Below are 21603 nucleotides of genomic sequence, written 5' to 3'. Positions count from 1 at the left end.
CTTCGTACCGGGTTGACCGGCGACGGGGGGCTCGTGTGATTCTCGGGCGATCGTTCGGAACCGGCGGAGGGACCAATGCGTCAGGACATCATCGACCTCTATGATGCCTTCACCCATGGCCGCATGGGCCGGCGGGCCTTCATGGAGCGCCTGGCCGCGCTGACGGGCAGCGCCGCCGCGGCATTCGCCGCGGTCAAGCTGCTGCAGCCCGACCCGGCCGCCGCGGCGATGATCCCGGAAGACGATCCCCGCCTCGTCATCGACAATGCGGAGATCGAGGGCGGCCCCAAGGCCTATTGGGCCAAGCCCGCGGGCGGCGGCAACTCGCTGCCCGGCGTCGTCGTGATCCATGAGAATCGCGGTCTCAATGCCTATGTGCAGGATGTCGCGCGCCGGGCCGCGGTCGAGGGATTCTCGACCCTGGCGCCGGACCTCCTGACGGCGCTCGGCGGCACGCCCTCGGACCCGGACAAGGCCCGGGACATGATCGGCCAGCTCAATCCCGCCCAGGCCGTCGAGGAGGCGCGCGCCACGATCAGCTGGCTGCGCTCCCGCCCCGACAGCAACGGCAAGGTCGGCATCGTGGGATTCTGCTGGGGCGGCGGCATGGTGGGCCTGGTCGCCGAGGCAGAGCCGACGCTCGACGCGGCGGTCGTGTTCTACGGCCCGACGCCGCCGCTCGACCAGGTGCCGAACATCCGCGCGCCGTTGCTGCTGCACTATGCCGGCCTCGACCAGCGCATCGATGCCGGGGTGCCGGATTTCCGCAAGGCGCTCGAGGCCGCCGGCGTGAAATACGAGCTGCACATGTACGAGGGCGTCAACCACGCCTTCCATAACGACACCTCGGCCGAGCGCTACAACGCCGACGCGGCGAAGCTCGCCTGGCAGCGCACGATCGATTTCTTCAAGAGCAACCTGGTCTGATCGTTCGCGAGGCCGTGGGGCGGCATCGCGGGTTCGGCTTGCATCGGCGCGCCGAAACCCATATATGACGTCTCATGCGTGAGCGGATTTCCCTTTTCGCGGCTCTGAAAACCGCGACCAACGGCCGGCGCCTCGGGCGCAACGGTAGCGCTCGCGCAGATGAAGCCGCCCCTGCGCGGGGTCGGGCGATCGGGTAGTCCCGTCGGCCCGGCCGCTCACCGGCAGGGGCCTCTTTCTTTCGACAACAGATGTCTTTTGCCGCGTCAGCGGCAGGTTCGACCGTGCGCATGAGGATCATGGGCTGCGCGGTCTTCCATTCCCATTCAAGGAGGTTGCGATGGGACCTATCGAATCGCCGAAGCCGTTGCCGCGCATCCGGATCGAGAAGCGCGACTATGAGCAGCTCGATCTTCTGGTCGGCTCGGCCGCGAAACATCAGAACGGGGAGGTGCTGGATTATCTCGTGGGCGAGCTGATCCGCGCCGAGATCGTCGAGGATGGCGGCCTGCCGGTCTCCGTCGTCGGCATGGGCTCGCGCGTGCGCTTCCGCGACGAGGGCAGCGGGGCCGTGCGCATTGTGACGCTCGTCTTCCCTGCGGAGAAATCCCGCCATCCCGACGGCGTCTCGATCCTCACGCCGGTGGGCGCGGCCTTGATCGGGCTCTCCGAGGGTCAGTCGATTGCGTACCGCGGCGCCGATGCGCGTACGCGCCGGATCACCGTGACCAGGGTCTGGCCGCGTGGGTGAGCTGGTGGCTTCGAGGTCGATGAACATATTGTCTCCTCCCCCGCAATGCGGGGGAGGACTAAGGAGGGGGCTGCTCGCTATCAGAAACCGAGCAGCCCCCTTCCTAACCTTCCCCCGTTCCGGGGGAAGGGACTCTTAGCCGCCCGCTTCTCCACGGCTGAGTCGCTCTACCCCGCCGCGCGCAGCGTGCGGTTGGGGGCGGCACCCAGCGAGGCGGAGAGGCGCTCGGCATGGCGCCGGACGATCTTGCCCAGTTCGTCGATCCGGTCGTTGCCCTGGCGCGGCTTGAGGCCGGTGATGCTGAGCGCGCCGGCCACGGCGCCGGCGCGGTCATGGACGCAGGCGCCGACGCAGATCACGCCCTCGACATCCTCCTCGTCATCCACGGCATAGCCGCGCTCCGTCACCAGCGACAGCTCGCGCAGCATGGCGGCGAGGCTGGTGATGGTGTGGGGCGTGCGGCGCGGCAGTCCCGTCTGCTTGAGGATGGCCTCGGCATCGCGCCGCGGCATGGCCGCCAGCATCGCCTTGCCGACGGCCGAGCAATGCGGCCATTCGCGCCGGCCGAGCGCATCGCCGAAGCGCACCGTGCCCGGCCCGTCGACGCGGCCCACCACCACCGCATAGTCGCCGTCGAGCACGGCGACGCGCGAGGTCATCCCCGTCTCCTCGGTCATCTCGCGCAGGATCGGCAGGGCGAGATCGGCGAGGGAGAAGTTGGCGACCGAAAGCTCCCCCAGCCGTGCCAGCGTCAGGCCGAGACGATAGCGCCGGCTTTGCCCCTCTCCGACATCGGCGACGAAGCCATGGGCCAGGAGCGTCTGCAGAATGGCGTAGGTCGCGGCCTTCGACAGCGTGAGCTCGCGCGCCAGATCGCTCAGCCGCGCGCCCTCGCGTCCCTGGCGCGCCACCAGTTCCAGCAGATCCAGGGCGCGGCCCAGGCTTTGCACCCGATAACGTTCGTCCGTCATGTCACTCGCTTGTCCGATCCTCGAAACTCGAGACCCGTGCCAAGCTGGCAGGGCCGGGCGCCGCCGCAGCTCTGTTGACTTCGCTCGAACGGGGCCCTTACTGTCTTAGCAATACCAAACAACGTTCGGCAATACCGAACCATTGCGTCCCGCGGATTGCCGGGACGAAGGAGGAGGCGCCATGGCGGACAAGCCGAAGAAGCTCAGGTCCACCGAATGGTTCGGCGGCGATGGCAAGAACGCCTTCATGCATCGCAGCTGGATGAAGAACCAGGGCCTGCCGGCCGACCAGTTCGACGGCCGCCCCGTGATCGGCATCTGCAATACCTGGTCGGAGCTTACCCCCTGCAACGCGCATCTGCGCGACATCGCGGAGCGCGTGAAGCGCGGCGTCTACGAGGCGGGCGGCTTCCCGCTCGAGTTCCCGGTCATGTCGCTGGGCGAATCCAACCTGCGCCCGACCGCGATGCTGTTCCGCAACCTCGCCAGCATGGATGTCGAGGAATCGATCCGCGCCAACCCGATCGACGGGGTGGTGCTGCTGGTGGGCTGCGACAAGACCACGCCCTCGCTGCTGATGGGGGCGGCGAGCTGCGACATTCCCGCGATCACCGTGTCGGGCGGGCCGATGCTGAACGGCGATTATCGCGGCCAGAAGATCGGCTCCGGCACGCATGTCTGGCAGGTGTTCGAGGAGGTGAAGGCCGGCCGCGTCTCCACGGCGGATTTCCTCGCGGCCGAGCAGGGGCAGAGCCGCTCGCCCGGTCACTGCATGACCATGGGCACGGCCTCGACCATGGCCAGCATGGTCGAGGCGCTCGGCATCGGCATGACCGACAACGCCGCGCTGCCGGCCGTGGATGCGCGAAGGCGCGTGCTGGCCCAGATGGCGGGCCGCCGGATCGTCGATCTGGTGCGCCAGGACGTGAAGATGTCGAAGATCCTGACCCGCGCCGCCTTCGAGAACGCGATCCGCGTCAACGGCGCCATCGGGGGCTCGACCAACGCCGTCATCCATCTGATCGCGATCGCCGGGCGTCTCGGCGTCGAGCTCTCGCTCGACGACTGGGACCGGCTGGGGCGCGACGTGCCGACCATCGTCGATCTGATGCCCTCGGGCCGGTTCCTGATGGAGGATTTCTGCTATGCGGGCGGGCTCAAGGTGGTGATGCGCGCGCTGGCGGAGAAGGGCCTGCTGCATCTGGGCGCCATGACCGTCACCGGCCAGACCGTCGGCGAGATCGTGCGCGACGTGCCCAACTACAATCCCGAGGTGATCCGCGGCTTCGACAACCCGCTGACGGCCCATGGCGGCATCGCGGTGCTGCGCGGCAATCTCTGTCCCTCGGGCGCGGTGCTCAAGCCATCGGCTGCGAGCGAGCATCTGATGCGCCACCGCGGTCGCGCCGTCGTGTTCGAGAATATCGAGCATTACCACGCGCGGGTGGACGATCCGGCGCTCGATATCGACGAGAATTGCGTGATGGTCCTCAAGAATTGCGGGCCGCGCGGCTATCCGGGCATGGCCGAGGTCGGCAATATGAGCCTGCCGACCAAGGTGCTGAAGAAGGGCATCACCGACATGGTGCGCATCTCGGATGCGCGCATGAGCGGCACCGCCTATGGCACGGTCGTGCTGCATACCGCACCGGAGGCCGCGGTCGGCGGGCCGCTGGCGCTGGTGCGTGATGGCGACATGATCGAGCTCGACGTGCCCGGCCGCCGGCTGCATCTCGAGGTGTCGGATGCCGTGCTGGCCGAGCGGCGCAAGAGCTGGAAGCCGCCCGAGCCGGCGATGGCGGGCGGTTATCAGCGTCTTTATATCGAGCATGTGCTGCAGGCGGATCGCGGCTGTGATCTCGATTTCCTGGTCGGCAAGCGCGGTGCCGAAGTGCCGCGCCACTCGCACTGAAGCGCCACGCCATGCAGGGCGATATCGAGAACGGCGCCGTCTATCCGAGCCTCAAGGACCGCGTCACCTTCGTCACGGGCGGCGCCAGCGGGATCGGCGAGGGCCTGGTCGAGCATTTCTGCGCCCAAGGCGCGCGCGTGACCTTCGTCGATATCGCGGCCAACGCCGCCGAAGCGCTGGTCGAGCGGATCAAGGACAAGGGGCATGCCGTCCCGCGCTTCATCCGCTGCGACCTGAAGCAGATCGACCAGCTGCGCGCCGCGGTCGACGAGGCGGCGAAGCGCGACGGCCCGATCCGGGTGCTGGTCAACAATGCCGGCAATGACGACCGCCACCGCACCGAGGATGTGACGGTCGAGTATTGGGACGACCGGATGGCGGTCAATCTGCGCCACCAGTTCTTCGCCGCCCAGGCCGTGCGGCCCTATATGCGCGATGCCGGCGGCGGCTCGATCGTGAATTTCGGCTCGATCACCTGGCTGGTCGGCGACGGCGACTGTCCCGCCTACGTGACGGCGAAGGCCTCGATCTCGGGCCTGACCCGGGCGCTCGCCCGAGAGCTCGGGCCCGAGCGCATCCGCGTCAACTGCGTGCTGCCTGGCTGGGTCATGACCGAGCGCCAGGTCAAGCTCTGGCTGGACGAGGCGGGCGAGAAGCAGATCGCCGACCGCCAGTGCCTGCCCGACCGTCTCTATCCGCCCGACATCGCGCGCATGGTGCTGTTCCTCGCGGCCGACGACAGCCGCATGTGCAGCTCGCAGAACTTCATCGTCGATGGCGGGTGGGTGTGATTGTCGATGTCGCCTTTGATCGATAAGAGAGGTCGCCGATGCGTTTGATCCAATTCCGCGACGAGACCGGGCGGCGCCGGGTCGGCTGGGTGACGGCCGACGGCAACGGCGCGCGGCCCCTGGCCGGCGTCTCCAGCGTCTACGAGCTGGCGCAGCGCGCCATCGCCGCCGGCAGCAAGATCGCCGACCAGGTGAGGAGCCTGGCCGAGGAGGCCTCGGTCGATTATGCGCGGGCGTTGGCCGAGGGCCGCGTGCTGGCGCCGCTCGACCATCCGGAACCCGCACGCTTCCTCATCACCGGCACCGGGCTCACCCATATCGGCAGCGCCGATGCCCGCAACAAGATGCATACCGCGACCCATGGCGGCAATGCGCCCGTCTCGGATTCGATGAAGATCTTCGAGATGGGCCTCGAAGGCGGGAAGCCGGCGCCGGGCCAGATCGGGGTGCAGCCGGAATGGTTCTTCAAGGGTGTCGGCAGCTGCGTGCTGGGGCCGGGCGAGCCTTTGCCGCTGCCGGGCTTCGCCCTTGCCGGGGCCGAGGAGCCCGAGATCGTCGGCCTCTATATCCTCGATCCCCAGGGCCGCCCCTGGCGCATCGGCTTCGCGCTCGGCAACGAGTTCTCCGACCATGTGACCGAGGCGCAGAATTATCTCTATACCCAGCATTCCAAGCTCAGGGCCTGCTCGCTGGGCCCCGAGCTGCTGGTGGGCGAGCTGCCCCAGGATGTGCGCGGCAAGAGCCGGATCTGGCGCGACGGCAAGATCGTCTGGCAGGAGGATTTCCTCTCCGGCGAGGCGAACATGTCGCATTCGGTCGCCAATCTCGAGCATTTCCATTTCCGCTATTCGATGTTCCGCCGGCCCGGCGACCTTCATGCCTATTTCTTCGGGGCCGCCGTGATGAGCTACTCGGCCGGCTTCAAGACGAAGCCCGGCGACGAGTTCGAGATCGAGGCGCCGGCCTTCGGCAAGGCGCTTCGCAACAGGATGGAGTTGGTGCCCGACGAGGGGCTGGTGAGCGTCGCGGCACTCTGAGGCAAACGATAAACAATCACCGCGTCTAGGGAGGATCGATCATGGTGACGAAATGGCTGAAGCGGATCGGGCTGGTTGCGCTCGTGGCCGCGACGGCGGCGATGGCGCAGGCGGCCCAGGCCAAGGAGCTCCGCATCCTGGCCTGGCAGGGCTATGCCGACGACGACTGGGTCAAGGAATTCGAGCAGAAGACCGGGGCCGATGTCAGCGTCGTCTTCATCGGCACGGACGACGAGATCTGGGCCAAGATCAAGGGCAGCGAGGGCAAGGACTTCGACCTGTTCGCGGTCAACACCGCCCAGCTCCAGCGCTATATCGATGCCGGCCTGACCACGGCCTACGATCTCGACAAGATCCCGAACCTGAAGGAAGCCCTGCCGCGCTTCCGCGACCTGACCCAGGTCGGCGGCGTGATGCGCGACGGCAAGGTCTATGCGATCCCGCTCTGCTTCGATTCGATCGGCCTCATCTACGACACCGACAAGGTGAAGCCGGCGCCCACCTCGATGGAGGTGCTGTGGGACCCGAAATACAAGGGCAAGGTGCTGGCCTACGACAATGGCGAGCACAATTTCTCCTTCACGGCCCTCACGCTCGGCATCCAGGACCCGTTCCACCTGACGCCCGAGCAGATGGACCAGGTGAAGCAGAAGCTGATCGCGCTCAAGCATAACGTGCTGAGCTTCTACACCACCGCCGACGAGGCGCTGCAGATCTACCAGAACAACGACGTGGCGCTGATCTGGGCCAATTACGGCCAGCAGCAGATGAAGGCCATGCAGGATGCGGGCGCCCACGTGGCCTATATCAACGCGTCCGAAGGCGCGCTCGCCTGGCTCGACACCTGGGCCATGACCAGCGGCGTCCAGGACAAGGATCTCGCCGAGCAGTGGGTCAATTTCGTCCTGCAGAAGAAGATCGGCCAGCAGCTCAGCGAGCGCACCGGCTTCGGCAACACCGTCGTGCCGGCGCCGAGCGCGGGCGAGAAGGACAAGCTGGTCTGGCTGCAGCTGGTCGAGGATCCGCTGAAGCGCTCGGACCTGTGGAACGAGATCAAAGCCGCTCCCTGATGCGGAACTCGCGCGCGCCCCGTTGGCGTCGGGGCGCGCGCGACACCGCCTTGGCCCCTCGATGACAACCTCCGGCATCCTGCTCGAGCTCCAGGGTGTATCGAAGACCTACGGGGCGGCGAAGGTCCTGGAGGAGGTCGATCTCGCCGTGCGCGACGGCGAGTTCATCACCATCCTGGGCCCGTCGGGCTCGGGCAAGACGACGATCCTGCGCATGATCGGCGGCTTCATCCCGCCCTCGGGCGGCCGCATCCTGCTCGAGGGCAAGGACATCGTGGCGCTGCCGATCAACCGGCGGCCCTTCAACACGGTATTCCAGGATTACGCGCTGTTCCCGCACATGACCGTGGCCGGCAATGTCGGCTATGGCCTCCGGGTGCGCGGCGAGCCGAAGGCGGAGATCGGCCGGCGGGTCAAGGAGGCCCTGACGCTGGTCCAGCTCATGGAGTTCGCCGACCGATATCCTTCGCAACTTTCCGGTGGGCAGCGCCAGCGCGTGGCGCTGGCGCGCGCCATCATCTGCCAGCCGCGGCTGATCCTGCTGGACGAGCCGCTGGCGGCCCTCGACGTGGCCCTGCGCCGGCAGATGCAGGAATTCCTCAAGGAGATCCAGCGCCAGATCCGCACCACCTTCCTCTTCGTCACCCACGATCAGGAAGAGGCCATCGCCATGGCCGACCGGATCTGCGTCATGAATGGCGGGCGCATCCTGCAGCTCGGCACGGCGCACGATGTCTATTACCGCCCGGCCTCGGAGTTCGTGGCCCGCTTCTTCGGCGAGAACAACCTGATCGAGGGTCGTCTGGAGGAAAGCCAGGGCGAATGGCGCTGGATCGCGACCGCGATCGGCCGCCTGCGTTGCGCCGTCGACGGGCAGGTCGAGCTGGCGACGGCACCCCTGGGCCGGCGCGCCTTCGCGGCCTTCCGGCCGGAATGCGTGTCGGCCGGAACGCCCGCGCCCGACAGCAACCGGGTCGAGGGCGCCGTCACCCAGGTCTCCTTCGGCGGGGCCAGCACCTCGATCAGCCTGGCGGTGGGCGAGGGCGGGCGGGTGCCCTTGCGCCTGCGCTGGCCGAGCCGGGCCGAGGGCGTCTCGATCCAGCCGGGACAGAGGCTCTCCGCCCATTGGCGCGCGGCTGATTGCCGGCTGGTCCTGGCATGACCGACGCGGCCGCTCCGATCGCCGGCCCCGGCCGCTGGCGCGATCTGACGCTGGCCACCGCGGCCTATCTGTTGCCGGTGATCTTCGTCCTGGTGCCGCTCGCCGCCTTCTTCGTCTACAGCTTCTTCAGCGTCCAGGGCGTCCAGCTCGTGCAGGAGCCGACGCTGCTCAATTACCGCCGCTTCTTCGCCGACGAGATCTATCTGCCGGTTTTCCTCAAGACCTGCCGCCTCTGCCTCGAGGTGGCGGGGCTGACGATCCTCCTGGGCTATCCGGTCGCCTATCTCCTGGCGGCGCTCAAGGGCCGCAAGCGCTATGTGCTGCTCCTGCTGCTGCTGGTGCCCCTCCTGATGAGCTACATCATCAAGATCTATGCCATCCGCAGCATCCTCGGCGGCACGGGGTTCCTGAACCGCGCGCTGATGTGGCTCGGCCTGATCGACGAGCCTTCGATGCTGTTCGTCTACAACCTCAACGCCGTATTGCTGACGCTGACGGTGCTGCTGCTGCCCTTCGCCATCCTGCCGATCTTCCTGACACTGGAGCGGATCCCGCGGCGCCTGCTGGAGGCGTCCTACGATCTGGGCGGCAGCGGCTGGCAGACCTTCCGGCTGGTGATCCTGCCCCTGAGCCTGCCGGGCGTGATCGCCGCGGCCACCTTCGTCTTCGTGCTGGCGCTGGGCGACTTCCTGACGCCGCAGATGGTGGGCGGCCAGAGCGGTTTCACCTTCGGGCGCATCATCTTCAGCCAGTTCGGTGCCGCCTTCAATTGGCCCTTCGGCGCCGCGCTCTCGGCCATCCTGGCCGTGGCGGTGATGGTCGCGATCGTGATCGGCGCGCGGTTCGGCGCCCGCGCCTCGACGCGGGGGAGGTCGGCATGACGGCCTCGCGCGGCGCCATGGCGGCCCTCGCGGTCCTCACGGGTTTCGTGTTCCTGCTGCTCTACGGGCCGCTGCTGCTGCCGATCGTCTCCTCCTTCTTCGTGGTGAAGCAGGGGGCGATGCTGTGGGACCAGCCGACGCTCCAGGCCTATGGCGCGCTGACCCAGAACGACGGCATCCTCGACGCGCTGCGGAACACGGCGATGGTCGGTGTCTCGGCGGTGGTGCTGTCGCTCGCGATCGGCACCGGCCTGGCGCTCTATGTGAATGGCGGCAGCGATGCCGGCCGGCAGTTCCTGCAGTTCCTGGTCTTCCTGCCCTTCCTCCTGCCGCCCATCATCATCGGGCTGTCGCTGCTGATCTTCTTCCGCGAGATCGACTTCCCCCGCTCGCTGGTCACTGTCATCATCGGCCACACGGTGTTCGTGCTGGCGCTGGTCTACCGCATCGTGCTGGTGAGGCTGCAGGCGCTGAGCCGGAGCCTGGTGGAGGCGTCCTATGACCTGGGGGCCAGCGGCTGGCAGACCTTCCGGCTGGTGCTGCTGCCCAACCTCACCGGCGCCATGGCCGGGGCGGCCGTGCTTGCCTTCGCGCTTTCCTTCGACGAGACCATGATCACGATCCTGGTGACGGGCACGCAGAACACCTTGCCGATCCGGCTCTGGGCCATGATGCGGCTGGGCTTCACGCCGGACATCAACGCGCTGGTGACGCTGATCCTGGCCTTCACCACCGCGCTCTGCCTGGTGGCGGCCCGCTACCTGACGCCGCGCGAGCTGCTGGCGGAGGAATCATGAGGCTGACGGCTCATTGCGTGCTGCCGGCGGCCGCGCGGCTCGGCGAATCCGCGCTCTGGCTGGCCGAGGAGCAGCGGCTTTACTGGCTCGACCTCAAGGCGCCGGCGATCCACCGTTTCGATCCCGCGACCGGAACGGACGAGCGCTGGGAGCTCGCGCTCGAGATCCCGCTGGGCTGCCTGCTGCGGCGGGCCGACGACCTGCTGCTGGCCGGGCGGCGCGGGCTCTATGCGGTGGATTTCGCCGGCCGCGCCTTGCGCTTCTGGTTCGACCCGAACGACCGGCCGGCCGATACGGCCTTCAATGACGGCAAGACCGATCGCTTCGGCCATATCTGGCTCGGCAGCTCGCATATCGAGGAGCGCGAGCCGATCGGCAAGTTCTATCGGATCGATCGCGACGGCGCCGTGACGGTGGCCGACCAAGGCTTTCCCTGCTCGAACGGCCCGGCGCTCTCGCCCGACGGGACCGTTCTCTATTTCGCCGACACGGTCGGCCTCCAGGTGCTCCGCTACGATCTCGACCCGAAGACGGGCCGGCTTTCCAACCGGCGCCTCTTCCTGCAGTTCGCGCCGGAGCAGGGCCAGCCCGACGGCATGACGGTGGACGAGGAGGGCGGGCTCTGGGTCTGCCACTGGGGCGGCTGGGGCGTCACCCGCTATACGCCCGAGGGGCAGGTCTCGGCGCGGATCGACCTGCCGGCGCCCAACGTCACGAGCTGCGCCTTCGGCGACGAGGATCTGCGCACGCTCTACATCACCAGCGCCAAAGACGATATGTCGTCCGCCGATGCGGCGCGAGCGCCTCTGGCCGGCGGGCTCTTCGCGGTACGACCGGGGCAGTGCGGGCTGCTCGAGCCGATCTTCTGATCAGGCCCGGTCCAGGCCTCGTGCGGCCAGCCAGAAGCAGAAGGGCGGGCAGTGGAACCTGCTGGGGACCTGGGACTTCGCGCCCGCGACCGGCCACTAGGTCACGCTGACGGCATCCGCCGACGGCAACGTGGTGGCGGACGCGACGCAAGCCGTGGTCTGGGACCGGGTGCAGGACCCCTTCGGGCGGCAGGTATCGCTGACCAACAGCGCAAGTATCGACACGAGCCTGCGCTTCCCCGGCCAGCAGGCCGATCCCGACACAGGGTTCGCCTACAACTACTTCCGCGACTACGACCCCACGCTCGGACGATACGTGCAGGCCGATCCCATCGGGCTCGCGGGCGGGATCAACCGGTATGTGTATGTAGGCGGGAATCCAGTTGGTCGCCTTGACTTTGAGGGGTTGGATCCGAATTCCTCCAGCAGCAGACCCGATTGGGGCTCGTACACAAGCTGGGCGCCTGGAAATACGCCTTTTGATCAGGCGGCCCGTCAGAATTTCGCGAACTGGCTCTATAACTTAATCAATCCTCCGCAGCCTAAACCCTGGGAGTACGGCGACGCCTGCCATGTTAGCCAGCCTTCTCTGGATCAGTTATTCAAGGAGGCCTCAGATCAAGATACTGACGAGCCGTTGGATTGCGATGCGCTTTACAAGATAGATATGAACACGTGTAACGGAATCGCTCGTCGACGTGGGGCACAAGCGGGAGCCATTTGTCGTAAATCAGCTTCGGAGAGGCTCGCGGCTTGTATAACTGGCAAGCCTATCCCACCACTGGCAACATGGAACAATTAGCAATGCAAAGTTATGATCACCTCGTAACAGTTAATCAGGCATCCCGAGAGCTGATCATTTACAGGATCGATGCACAAGGAAGGAGGACCTTGTTCACTAAGACGTTGCTCCCGATCTCGCAAGGATGGACGTCAGAAGTGCAGGAGTTGGCGAAGGTGCTCGGTGAAAATCTACTTATCGACTCCCCTTCTGCAAGACGATTGCTTGGGCTGTAGAGCCGCAACTCGCTGGATGGGTGTCATTGGGCACCTTCACGATGGTGCCGGGGCAGAACCACCGGGTCGAGCTGGCCGATACCGCCAACGGCTATCTGATCGCTGACGCGTTCAGGATCGCCCCTCTGGCGGCCGCCAAGACGGCGACCTGGATTCTTGAAGTGAACCTGGCGGACACGACGTTGGCCGGCAAGGTGGCGGCGGGCACGATCTATTGCGCCCAGGACGACGCACCGGTCGACGGCTTCACCTGGATTCCCGCCATCGCCACGGCCGGCGAGCAAGGTCTATGCCTGGTGGCGCGAGTACCCGAACCAAGCAACCAACGCCCATTACCGGATCACGCATGACGAGGGCGCCTCGACGGTCATCGTCAACCAGCAGGCCAGTGGCGGGCAGTGGAACTATCTCGGCACGTTCCCCATGACGCCCGGCCAGAGCCATGTGACGCTCACCGATGAGGGAAATGGCTACGTCATCGCCGACGCGGTACAGATCACGAGCGTGAACGCGCCGCCGCCGGCGACTTGGACGCCGACCATCCCACAGCGCGATCAGTATCAGGTCTACACGCGATGGACGGGCTATCCCGATCGCGCCACCAATGCGCCCTATACGGTCTATCATGAGGGCGGTTCGACCACGGTCCTGATGAACCAGCAGGCGACGGGCTCCTCCTGGCGGCTGCTCGGCACCTTCACGATGGCACCCGGGCAGAATCACCGGGTCGAGCTGGCCGATACCGCCAACGGCTATCTGATCGCCGACGCGCTCAGGATCGTCCCTGTCGCTGCCTCCAAGACGGCGACCTGGACGCTGACTCCGGCCCAGACCGCGAGCTACCGCGTCTACGCCAAATGGCCGGCCTCGGCGGCGAACGCCACCGACGCCAAATACACCGTGACCTACGAGGGCGGCAGCACGACCGTCACGGTCAACCAGCGGGTCAGCGGCGGGCAGTGGGTGCTGCTGGGCACCTATCCCTTCAACGCCACGGGCACCGGCTATAAGGTCGATCTGGCGGACACGTCGCTGACCGGCAAGGTGGTGGCGGACGCGATCTACTACGTCCAGGACGGCGCGCCGGTCGACAGCTTCACCTGGACGCCCACCATCTCGAGCGCCGGCGAGTATCAGCTCTATGCCCGCTGGACGGCCTCCTCGGCGAACTCGGGGGCCGCCCAATACACGGTGGTGCATGACGGCGGGACCAGCCTGGTCACGGTCAGCCAGAAGCAGAACGGCGGGCAGTGGAATCTGCTCGGGACCTGGGACTTCACGCCCGGGGCCGGCCACCAGGTGACGCTGACGGCGTCCTCCGACGGCAATGTGGTGGCGGACGCGATCAAGCTGGTGGGAACGGGCCCGGCACCGGCCGATCTGGTCTATCTGCACTCCGACCAGATCGGGCTGCCGCAGAAGATCACGGACGCGACACAGACCGTGGTCTGGGACCGGCTGCAGGATCCCTTCGGACGGCAGGTATCGCTGACCAACAGCGGCGGCATCGACACGGTCCTGCGCTTCCCCGGCCAGCAGGCCGATCCCGACACCGGGTTCTCGTATAACTATTTCCGCGACTACGATCCGACGCTCGGACGCTACATCCAGGCCGATCCCATCGGGCTCGCAGGCGGGATCAATCGGTACGTCTATGTCGGCGGGAATCCGATTACCCGAATAGACCCGAGAGGGTTAATCGACTGGGAAGAGCTTGCTTGTGGCCTCGATCCACAGGGCTGCATCATGCAGAAGCTAACGCAGCCCGAGAACTCGTGTCCTGATGAATGTCAAAAACGGTACGAGGCAATCAACAAGTTAGTAAACGAGCTCAAGAGACGTTACTATGAAATACTGGCCGATAAGCGAGAGTTACCAGCTTCGGGCCCAAATTCTGTTCAGGGGCACAAACAGCAATTTGAGAACAAGCAAACGCAGCTGAGAAACATGTTAAATGATGCCGATTCAGCGGGTTGTTCGCTATATAATCCAGATGCATGGAATTGGGCGACGCGGCCTGCACCATCACCGGTTCCCAAGTGAGAGATCAGCAGGCCGAGTTAACTTAAAGATCTAGCAGAATGAAATCAACAAAGCGCGAAGATCTGGCGCGCGCATGGATTCACTTGCAGAATGCGCCGCGAGAATCCAAATCCCATAGAGAAAATTTCTGGGCGCATGAGGCAATATGGGAGCTTCTGCACAACAATCCAGATGAGGCGTGGAGTACAATTTTGGAGATTTTGAAACAAGACAAGAGCGATTGGATTATCGAGAATCTTGCTGCGGGCCCCCTGGAGGATCTGCTGGTTGCTCATGGCAGGCAGTTTATCGGACATATCGAAGCAGTGGCGGACGACCCAATTTTTCAGAAGCTCGCGCGACTAGTATGGAAGAATGACATACCCGACGATGTTTGGCTCCGACTGCAAGCCATAAGAAACTCCAACGCTGAATGACCGGCCTCGGCGGCGAACGCGACCGACGCCAAATACACCGTGAGCTACGAGGGCGGCAGCTCGACCGTCACGGTGAACCAGCGGGTCAGCGGCGGGCAGTGGGTGCTGCTGGGCACCTATCCCTTCAACGCCACGGGCACCGGTTACAAGGTCGACCTCGCGGACACGTCGGCGAGCGGGAAGGTGGTGGCGGACGCGATCTACTACGTGCAGGACGGCGCGCCGGTCGACAGCTTCACCTGGACGCCCACCATCTCGAGCGCCGGCGAGTATCAGCTCTATGCCCGCTGGACGGCGTCCTCGGCGAACTCGGGCGCCGCCCAGTACACGGTGGTGCATGACGGCGGGACCAGCCTGGTCACGGTCAGCCAGAAGCAGAACGGCGGGCAGTGGAACCTGCTCGGGACCTGGAGCTTCGCGCCCGGGGCCGGTCACCAGGTCACGCTGACGGCCGCTGCCGACGGCAACGTGGTGGCGGACGCGATCAAGCTGGTGGGGACGGGCCCGGCGCCGGCCGATCTGGTCTATCTGCACTCGGACCAGATCGGGCTGCCGCAGAAGATCACGGACGCGGCGCAGGCGGTGGTCTGGGACCGGGTGCAGGATCCCTTCGGGCGGCCGGTGTCGCTGACCAACAGCGGCGGCATCGACACGGCCCTGCGCTTCCCCGGCCAGCAGGCCGATCCCGACACCGGGTTCTCGTATAACTATTTCCGCGACTACGATCCCACGCTCGGCCGCTACATCCAGGCCGATCCCATCGGCCTCGCAGGCGGGGTTAATCAGTATGCATATGCTAAGTCCAATCCCATCAGATTTACCGATGAGTTGGGCCTGGATCCGGACGGATACGGCACAGGGAGCGCGGACTATCCGTACTATCCTGGGCCATTCGACGTCTTCATCCCTGGAACCCCAGCGAACGATGCCTTTGTTCAGTCTGTCTTGCAGCTCTTCAAGAAGATCGAGAAGGCATGTTCATCGAATGACAAGTCGTGCCCGCCATGTCGCCTTAAAGACGGGACGGTCGTTTCGGTCGGCGCGATTGCCTATCGCTTCGATAAACTTCCGTCCAGTGTAATTCAGCATGGCATTGCTGGGTCCCATCTGAATCTCTATAAGGCAAACCAGAATCCTAACAACTGTCAGTGCTTCTGGCGCCCTATAGGTACTGTGCCTCCACCCCCGCAGCCGAATTGGATTCCCATACAGCCATTTGCAAACTAGAAAGCCACAGACATGAAATACCCTAACGGTCAGGAAGCCCACTTGAATGATGTGGTTAAGCTATGGGCAGGCGCTGAGGGTATTGTTGTGTGTTCGCTCGATACGAACGAGTTCTCAAGCGCCTTCCCGAAAAGCGAGTGGGGGTATTTGAAGAAAGGAATTCTCATCGAATCACCGCAAGCCGGTTTAATCCACTATATAGAGCCCGAGGCAACACTTGAGCTTGTGCGGCGTGGAACTAAAGCGTGATGGTAGGATTCGAGTACTATCCAACTTAAGGAATTGACGCTGGAGACAGCGCGCTGGCCGACAGCTCTATCGTCCACGAGGGTGGTTCGACCACGGTCCTGATGAACCAGCAGGCGACGGGCTCCTCCTGGCGGCTGCTCGGCACCTTCACGATGGCACCCGGGCAGAATCCCGGGTCGAGCTGGCCGATACCGCCAACGGCTATCTGATCGCCGACGCGCTCAGGGTCGTCCCTCTGGCCGCCTCCAAGACCGCGACCTGGACGCTGACCCCGGCCCAGACCGCGAACTACCGCGTCTACGCCAAATGGCCGGCCTCGGCGGCGAACGCCACCGACGCCAAATACACCGTGAGCTACGAGGGCGGCAGCACGACCGTCACGGTCAACCAGCGGGTCAGCGGCGGGCAGTGGGTGCTGCTGGGCACCTATCCCTTCAACGCTTCGGGTACGGGCTACAAGGTCGACCTGGCGGACACGTCGCTGACCGGCAAGGTGGTGGCGGACGCGATCTACTACGTCCAGGACGGCGCGCCGGTCGACAGCTTCACCTGGACACCCACCATCTCGAGCGCCGGCGAGTATCAGCTCTACGCCCGCTGGACGGCCTCCTCGGCGAACTCGGGTGCCGCCCAATACACGGTGGTGCATGACGGCGGCACCAGCCTGGTCACGGCCAGCCAGAAGCAGAACGGCGGGCAGTGGAACCTGCTCGGCACCTGGAACTTCGCACCAAGTGCTGGTCACCAGGTGACGCTGACGGCGTCCTCCGACGGCAACGTGGTGGCGGACGCGATCAAGCTGGTGGGGACGGGCCCCGCACCCGCCGATCTGGTCTATCTGCACAGCGACCAGATCGGGCTGCCGCAGAAGATCACGGACGCGGCACAGGCGGTGGTCTGGGACCGGATACAGGATCCCTTCGGGCGGCAGGTGTCGTTGACCAGCAGCGGGGGCATCGACACGAGCCTGCGCTTCCCCGGCCAGCAGGCCGACCCCGACACCGGGTTCTCGTATAACTATTTCCGAGACTACGATCCCACGCTCGGCCGCTACATCCAGGCCGATCCCATCGGGCTCGCGGGCGGAATCAATCGATATGCGTATGCGAAAAACAATCCGCCCACTTACAAAGATCCATTCGGTCTCGATGTCCTGCTTTGCAGGAGGCCAGCGGACCTTCCCTTCCCAATGAATCTGTTCGACCATTATTGGATTAAAACCGACAAGTACGAAGCTGGAATGGGCGGCATGGCGGGGCAAGTTCCCGCGCAGGGCGGCCGTTCAGATTGGCCCTATGATCCCACACAGACGGTGGATCACAGCGGCCAATCGAAAAGCCCGAATGCTACTTGTGAGAAAATGAATAACGTCGACGAGCAATGCGTAAACAGCCTGATCCGACCTGGGCAACCTACTGGGCCCTGGGAGCCATTCAATCAGTGCCAAAGCTTTGCATGGTCAGTAATTGGAAAATGCCGCTATGGGCCGCAGATCATTCCTAGCCCGGTGCTACCACAAATGTCTCCTGTGCCCAAAGACCCGCAACGTACAACTCCATAGGCAACCAAAAATGCTGCACATCGTGAGATGGGTTCTGTTACTTGGCTTTGGCATTTGGGGCGCCTACATGGTTATGTGGTCGTACGAAAGCGCCTCATTTTCAGTTCCCGCTGAAGGGCCGGTTAAAGCGGTTTACGAGGCGCGCGCAATGCTAGGATTTCCGCTAGGGATAGCTTTGATATCTATTGGCGCATTATTTTTCCTCGGGCTCCGCTCCACAAAACACTGAGGGATAATGGCTCCATGCGTAGCTCGGGTTGCGCGCAGGCGGTAGCTTTGAGCGCTCTCTCGGTGTGTGTGGGGCGCGCTGGTCGATGAGCCAAACCAGGCCTGACAGATGTAGGGTTGGGCGTTGGTTGTCCGAATGCGCTGACTCCGGCCCAGACCGCAAGCTACCGCGTCTACGCCAAATGGCCGGCCTCGGCGGCGAACGCCACCGACGCCAAATACACCGTGACCTACGAGGGTGGCAGCACGACCGTCACGGTCAACCAGCGGGTCAGCGGCGGGCAGTGGGTGCTGCTGGGCACCTTCCCCTTCAACGCCACGGGCACCGGCTATAAGGTCGATCTGGCAGACACGTCGCTGACCGGCAAGGTGGTGGCGGACGCGATCTACTACGTCCAGGACGGCGCGCCGGTCGACAGCTTCACCTGGACACCCACCATCTCGAGCGCCGGCGAGTATCAGCTCTATGCCCGCTGGACGGCCTCCTCGGCGAACTCGGGGGCCGCCCAATACACGGTGGTGCATGACGGCGGGACCAGCCTGGTCACGGTCAGCCAGAAGCAGAACGGCGGGCAGTGGAACCTGCTGGGGACCTGGAACTTCGCACCGAGTGCCGGCCACCAGGTGACGCTGACGGCGTCCTCCGACGGCAATGTGGTGGCGGACGCGATCAAGCTGGTGGGAACGGGCCCCGCACCCGCCGATCTGGTCTATCTGCACAGCGACCAGATCGGGCTGCCGCAGAAGATCACGGACGCGGCACAGGCGGTGGTCTGGGACCGGGTGCAGGACCCCTTCGGGCGGCCGGTGTCGCTGACCAGCAGCGGCGGCATCGACACGAGCCTGCGCTTCCCCGGCCAGCAGGCCGACCCCGACACCGGCTTCGCCTACAACTACTTCCGCGACTACGACCCGACGCTCGGCGGGCTCTTCGCGGTACGACCGGGGCAGCGCGGGCTGCTCGAGCCGATCTTCTGATCAGGCCCGGTCCAGGCCGCGCGCGGCCAGCCAGTCGGCGGTGAGCTCGCCTTCCGCGATGGTTTCGGTCGGCCCCGTCAGCGTCACCTCGCGAAAGCCGTCGCCATCGGCCTGGAAGCCGATGGTCAGGACTCCGCCGCCGGTCGGCAGGATGGAGACGGGCGAGGGGGCGCCGAAGCGCCGATGGGCGGCCAGCGCCACCGCGACGGCGCCCGTGCCGCAGGCGAGCGTCTCCATCTCCACGCCGCGCTCATAGGTGCGCATGCGCCAGGCGCCGTCGGCGCGCTGCGCCGCGAAATTGGCGTTGGCGCCCTTCGGCGCGAAGGCCGGGTGGTAACGGATCGCGCGGCCGATGGTCTCGACATCGAGCCGGTCCAGCTCGTCGAGGGAACCGAGGAACGCGACCGCGTGCGGGACGCCTGTGTCGATCGCGAAGAGATCGAAGGCATGGCCTTCGACGGTCAGCGGCACCGAACGGCGCTCGTCGGCCGGCGCCGTCATGCCGAGCGTCACCTCGACAGGGCTGACCGTGGCGCGGATCAGCCCCGCATCGGTCTGCATGCGCAGGTCGCCGCCGCGGTTCCGGCCACCGACGAGTCCCAGATCGACCGCCCGTCGCGCGGCGCAGCGCGCGCCGTTGCCGCACATCTCGCCGTCGTCGCCGGTGCGGTTGACGTAGGTCATGCGGAAATCGGCGCCGTCGCGGGCATCGGCGCCCTGGAGCAGGATCAGCCCGTCGCCGCCCAGTCCCTTGCGGCGGTCGCAGAGATCGCGCGCCAGCTCGGCGCGATGCGGCTGCAGCCGTCCGTCCCGATCCTCGATGACGACGAAATCGTTGCCGCAGCCATGCATGCGGGCGAAGCGCAACAGGCGCGGTGCGAGCTCGCTCTTCTGGAGGGTGGTTGCCATGTTGATATCGTGCCGGATCAAGGTAATGTTACAGCAACCCAGGGGCGAGACCCCCAATAAAACGAACGGCCCAAGCGGTTTGGAATTGGGCGGGAATGCAGGGGGCCAAGGGCGTATGGCGATTTCCATGCTCACTGCGGACGAGCGCAGGCGACCGTGGTATCTGCTGGCGCCGACGCTGCTCGCCCTGGTCTTCCTGCTGCTGGTGCCGATCGGCATCATGTTCGTCTACACCTTCTATACCTTCAAGACCGCCGGGGTGGAGACGGCGGACCTCAATCTCGGCAATTGGCACGAGTTCTTCTCCGACCCCTATTATCACGGCTTCCTCTGGAAGACCGCCCGGGTCTCGGCCATCACGGCGCTGCTCTGCGCGCTCATGGGCTATCCCACCGCCTATTGCATCGCCATGACCCGGTTCCGGCATAAATGGCTGCTGCTCCTGCTGCTGATCGTGCCTTTCTGGATCAGCTTCACGATCCGCACCTTTTCCTGGATCCATATCCTGGGCGAGCAGGGCGTCATCAATGCCACCCTCAAGTCGCTGGGCCTGATCTCAGAGCCGCTGCAGATGCTCTATACCGAGGGCGCGGTGATCATGGGGATGATCCATTTCCTGCTGCCCTACATGATCCTCAACGTCTATGTGAGCCTGGACGGGATCGACCGCAACCTGGTCTCGGCCGCGCGCTCGCTGGGCTGCACGGGCTGGCAGGCCTTCCGCGAGGTGACGCTGCCGCTCTCGCTGCCGGGGCTGGGCGCCGGATTGCTGCTGAGCTTCGTGCTCGCGGCCGGCAGCTATGTGACGCCGCAGATCCTGGGCGGCCGGTCGGATTCGCTCTTCGGCAACCTGATCTTCGACACCATCATGCGCGAGCTGAACTGGCCGATGGGCACCACGCTCTCGATCGTGCTGCTGGCCCTGCTCGGCGTGGTCTCGGTGATCTACAGCCGCTATATGGGCCTCTCGACGATCTTCAAGGGGCTGTCGCGATGAGGGAAGAGGGGCGCGGCGGCTGGATCCTGATCAAGATCCTGACCTTCCTGGTCTATGTCTTCATGTTCGCGCCCATCGGCGTGGTGCTGATCCTGTCCGTGAATTCGTCGCGCTTCGGCGGTTTCCCGATGGCCGGTTTCTCGCTGCAATGGTACGGGAAGCTGTTCCAGAACGAAGCCGTGGTCCGCGCCTTCCACACCTCGCTCTGGATCGGCCTGCTCACCGCGGTCGTCTGCACGGTGCTCGGCACCATGGCGGCACTGGCCCTCGTCCGCTACGAGTTTCCCGGCAAGCAATGGGTCAACGCGCTGATCGTCGGCCCGATCCTGGTGCCGGAGACGGTGCTCGGCGTCGGGCTGCTGCTCGCCAACCGCTGGGTCGGGATGAAGCCGAACTACGGGCTTCTGCTCGCGGGCCATATCCTGCTGTCGCTGCCTTATGTCGTGCTGATCGTGCAGGCGAGGCTCATCGGCGTGAAGCGGGTCTTCGAGGAGGCCGCCTGGTCGCTGGGCGCCAATCGCTGGCAGACCTTCCGCGAGATCACCATGCCGCTCATCATGCCGGCGATGCTGGCCGGGCTCCTGCTCGCCTTCACCATCTCCTTCGACAATGTCTCGGCCAGCGTGTTCTGGCGCCCGCCGGGCGTCGAGACCATGCCGACCGAGATCCTGGGCATGCTCAAGGTATCGATCAGCCCCGAGATCAACGCGCTGGGGGCGCTCATGATCGTGATCACCGTCGGACTGCCGCTCTTGGGAGGCGCGGTTGCGCGCCTTCTGATCCGCCGCCAAACCGCAACCAACGCATGAAGCT

At 65.3% G+C, this 21603-nt stretch carries 22 protein-coding genes; 20 read left to right on the top strand and 2 right to left on the bottom strand.

The window, feature by feature from the left end:
- Positions 1-75 precede the first annotated feature (75 nt).
- Entirely contained in the window at positions 76-927 is an 852-nt protein-coding gene (locus FRZ61_RS13905) for a dienelactone hydrolase family protein (RefSeq protein ID WP_151118299.1), read from the top strand.
- Positions 928-1264: 337 nt separating this feature from the next.
- Entirely contained in the window at positions 1265-1675 is a 411-nt protein-coding gene (gene rnk, locus FRZ61_RS13900; protein WP_151118298.1) for a nucleoside diphosphate kinase regulator, read from the top strand.
- Between the two features lie 167 nt (positions 1676-1842).
- Here the strand turns inward: rnk and FRZ61_RS13895 are convergent, their stop codons facing one another.
- A complete protein-coding gene (locus tag FRZ61_RS13895) occupies positions 1843-2646 on the bottom strand; it encodes an IclR family transcriptional regulator (RefSeq protein ID WP_151118297.1) in 804 nt (267 codons plus the stop codon).
- Between the two features lie 181 nt (positions 2647-2827).
- On the opposite strand from FRZ61_RS13895, the gene FRZ61_RS13890 reads away from it, so the two are divergent.
- From FRZ61_RS13890 to FRZ61_RS13810, 16 genes are all read left to right on the top strand, one after another.
- Positions 2828-4558 (top strand): IlvD/Edd family dehydratase, encoded by a 1731-nt coding sequence (locus FRZ61_RS13890; protein WP_151118296.1) that lies wholly within the window; start codon positions 2828-2830, stop codon positions 4556-4558.
- An 11-nt stretch (positions 4559-4569) separates the two neighbouring features.
- A complete protein-coding gene (locus tag FRZ61_RS13885; protein ID WP_151118295.1) occupies positions 4570-5349 on the top strand; it encodes an SDR family NAD(P)-dependent oxidoreductase in 780 nt (259 codons plus the stop codon).
- 38 nt (positions 5350-5387) lie between these two features.
- Positions 5388-6386, top strand: coding sequence for an AraD1 family protein (gene araD1 / locus FRZ61_RS13880; RefSeq protein ID WP_151118294.1), 999 nt, complete (start codon positions 5388-5390; stop codon positions 6384-6386).
- Between the two features lie 41 nt (positions 6387-6427).
- Positions 6428-7456 carry an ABC transporter substrate-binding protein gene (locus tag FRZ61_RS13875; protein WP_225308800.1) on the top strand — a complete coding sequence of 343 codons (1029 nt, stop codon included), beginning with the start codon at positions 6428-6430 and terminating at the stop codon, positions 7454-7456.
- A gap of 61 nt (positions 7457-7517) precedes the next feature.
- The gene (locus FRZ61_RS13870; protein WP_151118293.1) at positions 7518-8618 is read left to right on the top strand and encodes an ABC transporter ATP-binding protein; all 1101 of its coding nucleotides are present in this window, start codon (positions 7518-7520) and stop codon (positions 8616-8618) included.
- A complete protein-coding gene (locus tag FRZ61_RS13865) occupies positions 8615-9499 on the top strand; it encodes an ABC transporter permease (RefSeq protein ID WP_151118292.1) in 885 nt (294 codons plus the stop codon). Before FRZ61_RS13870 ends, FRZ61_RS13865 begins: the two co-directional genes overlap by 4 nt.
- Positions 9496-10296 carry an ABC transporter permease gene (locus FRZ61_RS13860; protein ID WP_151118291.1) on the top strand — a complete coding sequence of 267 codons (801 nt, stop codon included), beginning with the start codon at positions 9496-9498 and terminating at the stop codon, positions 10294-10296. The genes FRZ61_RS13865 and FRZ61_RS13860 overlap by 4 nt, the downstream gene beginning before the upstream one ends.
- Positions 10293-11165 carry an SMP-30/gluconolactonase/LRE family protein gene (locus FRZ61_RS13855; protein WP_151118290.1) on the top strand — a complete coding sequence of 291 codons (873 nt, stop codon included), beginning with the start codon at positions 10293-10295 and terminating at the stop codon, positions 11163-11165. The genes FRZ61_RS13860 and FRZ61_RS13855 overlap by 4 nt, the downstream gene beginning before the upstream one ends.
- Positions 11166-11298: 133 nt before the next feature.
- Positions 11299-11967, top strand: a complete 669-nt coding sequence (locus FRZ61_RS13850) for an RHS repeat-associated core domain-containing protein (RefSeq protein ID WP_225308799.1) — start codon at positions 11299-11301, stop codon at positions 11965-11967.
- 241 nt (positions 11968-12208) lie between these two features.
- A complete protein-coding gene (locus tag FRZ61_RS13840) occupies positions 12209-12532 on the top strand; it encodes a hypothetical protein (protein ID WP_151118288.1) in 324 nt (107 codons plus the stop codon).
- The gene (locus tag FRZ61_RS13835; RefSeq protein WP_456077638.1) at positions 12522-14225 is read left to right on the top strand and encodes a golvesin C-terminal-like domain-containing protein; all 1704 of its coding nucleotides are present in this window, start codon (positions 12522-12524) and stop codon (positions 14223-14225) included. Before FRZ61_RS13840 ends, FRZ61_RS13835 begins: the two co-directional genes overlap by 11 nt.
- Before the next feature lie 38 nt (positions 14226-14263).
- Complete coding sequence (locus tag FRZ61_RS13830) at positions 14264-14641, top strand: DUF6869 domain-containing protein (protein ID WP_151118286.1); 378 nt, start codon at positions 14264-14266, stop codon at positions 14639-14641.
- 39 nt (positions 14642-14680) lie between these two features.
- Positions 14681-15868: a golvesin C-terminal-like domain-containing protein gene (locus tag FRZ61_RS13825; protein WP_151118285.1), complete on the top strand. Its 1188-nt coding sequence runs from the start codon at positions 14681-14683 to the stop codon at positions 15866-15868.
- A 12-nt stretch (positions 15869-15880) separates the two neighbouring features.
- Positions 15881-16117 carry a hypothetical protein gene (locus FRZ61_RS13820; RefSeq protein WP_151118284.1) on the top strand — a complete coding sequence of 79 codons (237 nt, stop codon included), beginning with the start codon at positions 15881-15883 and terminating at the stop codon, positions 16115-16117.
- Positions 16118-16244: 127 nt separating this feature from the next.
- Complete coding sequence (locus FRZ61_RS13815; RefSeq protein ID WP_151118283.1) at positions 16245-17678, top strand: golvesin C-terminal-like domain-containing protein; 1434 nt, start codon at positions 16245-16247, stop codon at positions 17676-17678.
- 345 nt (positions 17679-18023) lie between these two features.
- A complete protein-coding gene (locus FRZ61_RS13810; protein ID WP_151118282.1) occupies positions 18024-18884 on the top strand; it encodes a golvesin C-terminal-like domain-containing protein in 861 nt (286 codons plus the stop codon).
- On the opposite strand, the gene dapF is transcribed toward FRZ61_RS13810, so the two are convergent.
- Positions 18885-19793 carry a diaminopimelate epimerase gene (dapF, locus tag FRZ61_RS13805; RefSeq protein WP_191909015.1) on the bottom strand — a complete coding sequence of 303 codons (909 nt, stop codon included), beginning with the start codon at positions 19791-19793 and terminating at the stop codon, positions 18885-18887.
- A gap of 127 nt (positions 19794-19920) precedes the next feature.
- Here dapF and FRZ61_RS13800 point away from each other — a divergent pair, with 127 nt between their 5' ends.
- Both FRZ61_RS13800 and FRZ61_RS13795 read left to right on the top strand, forming a co-directional pair.
- Complete coding sequence (locus FRZ61_RS13800; RefSeq protein ID WP_151118280.1) at positions 19921-20790, top strand: ABC transporter permease; 870 nt, start codon at positions 19921-19923, stop codon at positions 20788-20790.
- A complete protein-coding gene (locus FRZ61_RS13795; RefSeq protein WP_151118279.1) occupies positions 20787-21599 on the top strand; it encodes an ABC transporter permease in 813 nt (270 codons plus the stop codon). The genes FRZ61_RS13800 and FRZ61_RS13795 overlap by 4 nt, the downstream gene beginning before the upstream one ends.
- Positions 21600-21603: the final 4 nt, after the last annotated feature.

This window comes from Hypericibacter adhaerens (assembly GCF_008728835.1).
Lineage (GTDB): Bacteria > Pseudomonadota > Alphaproteobacteria > Dongiales > Dongiaceae > Hypericibacter > Hypericibacter adhaerens.
Note: the sequence above shows the minus strand (reverse complement) of the source record. Positions and strands in the feature narration are given on the sequence as shown.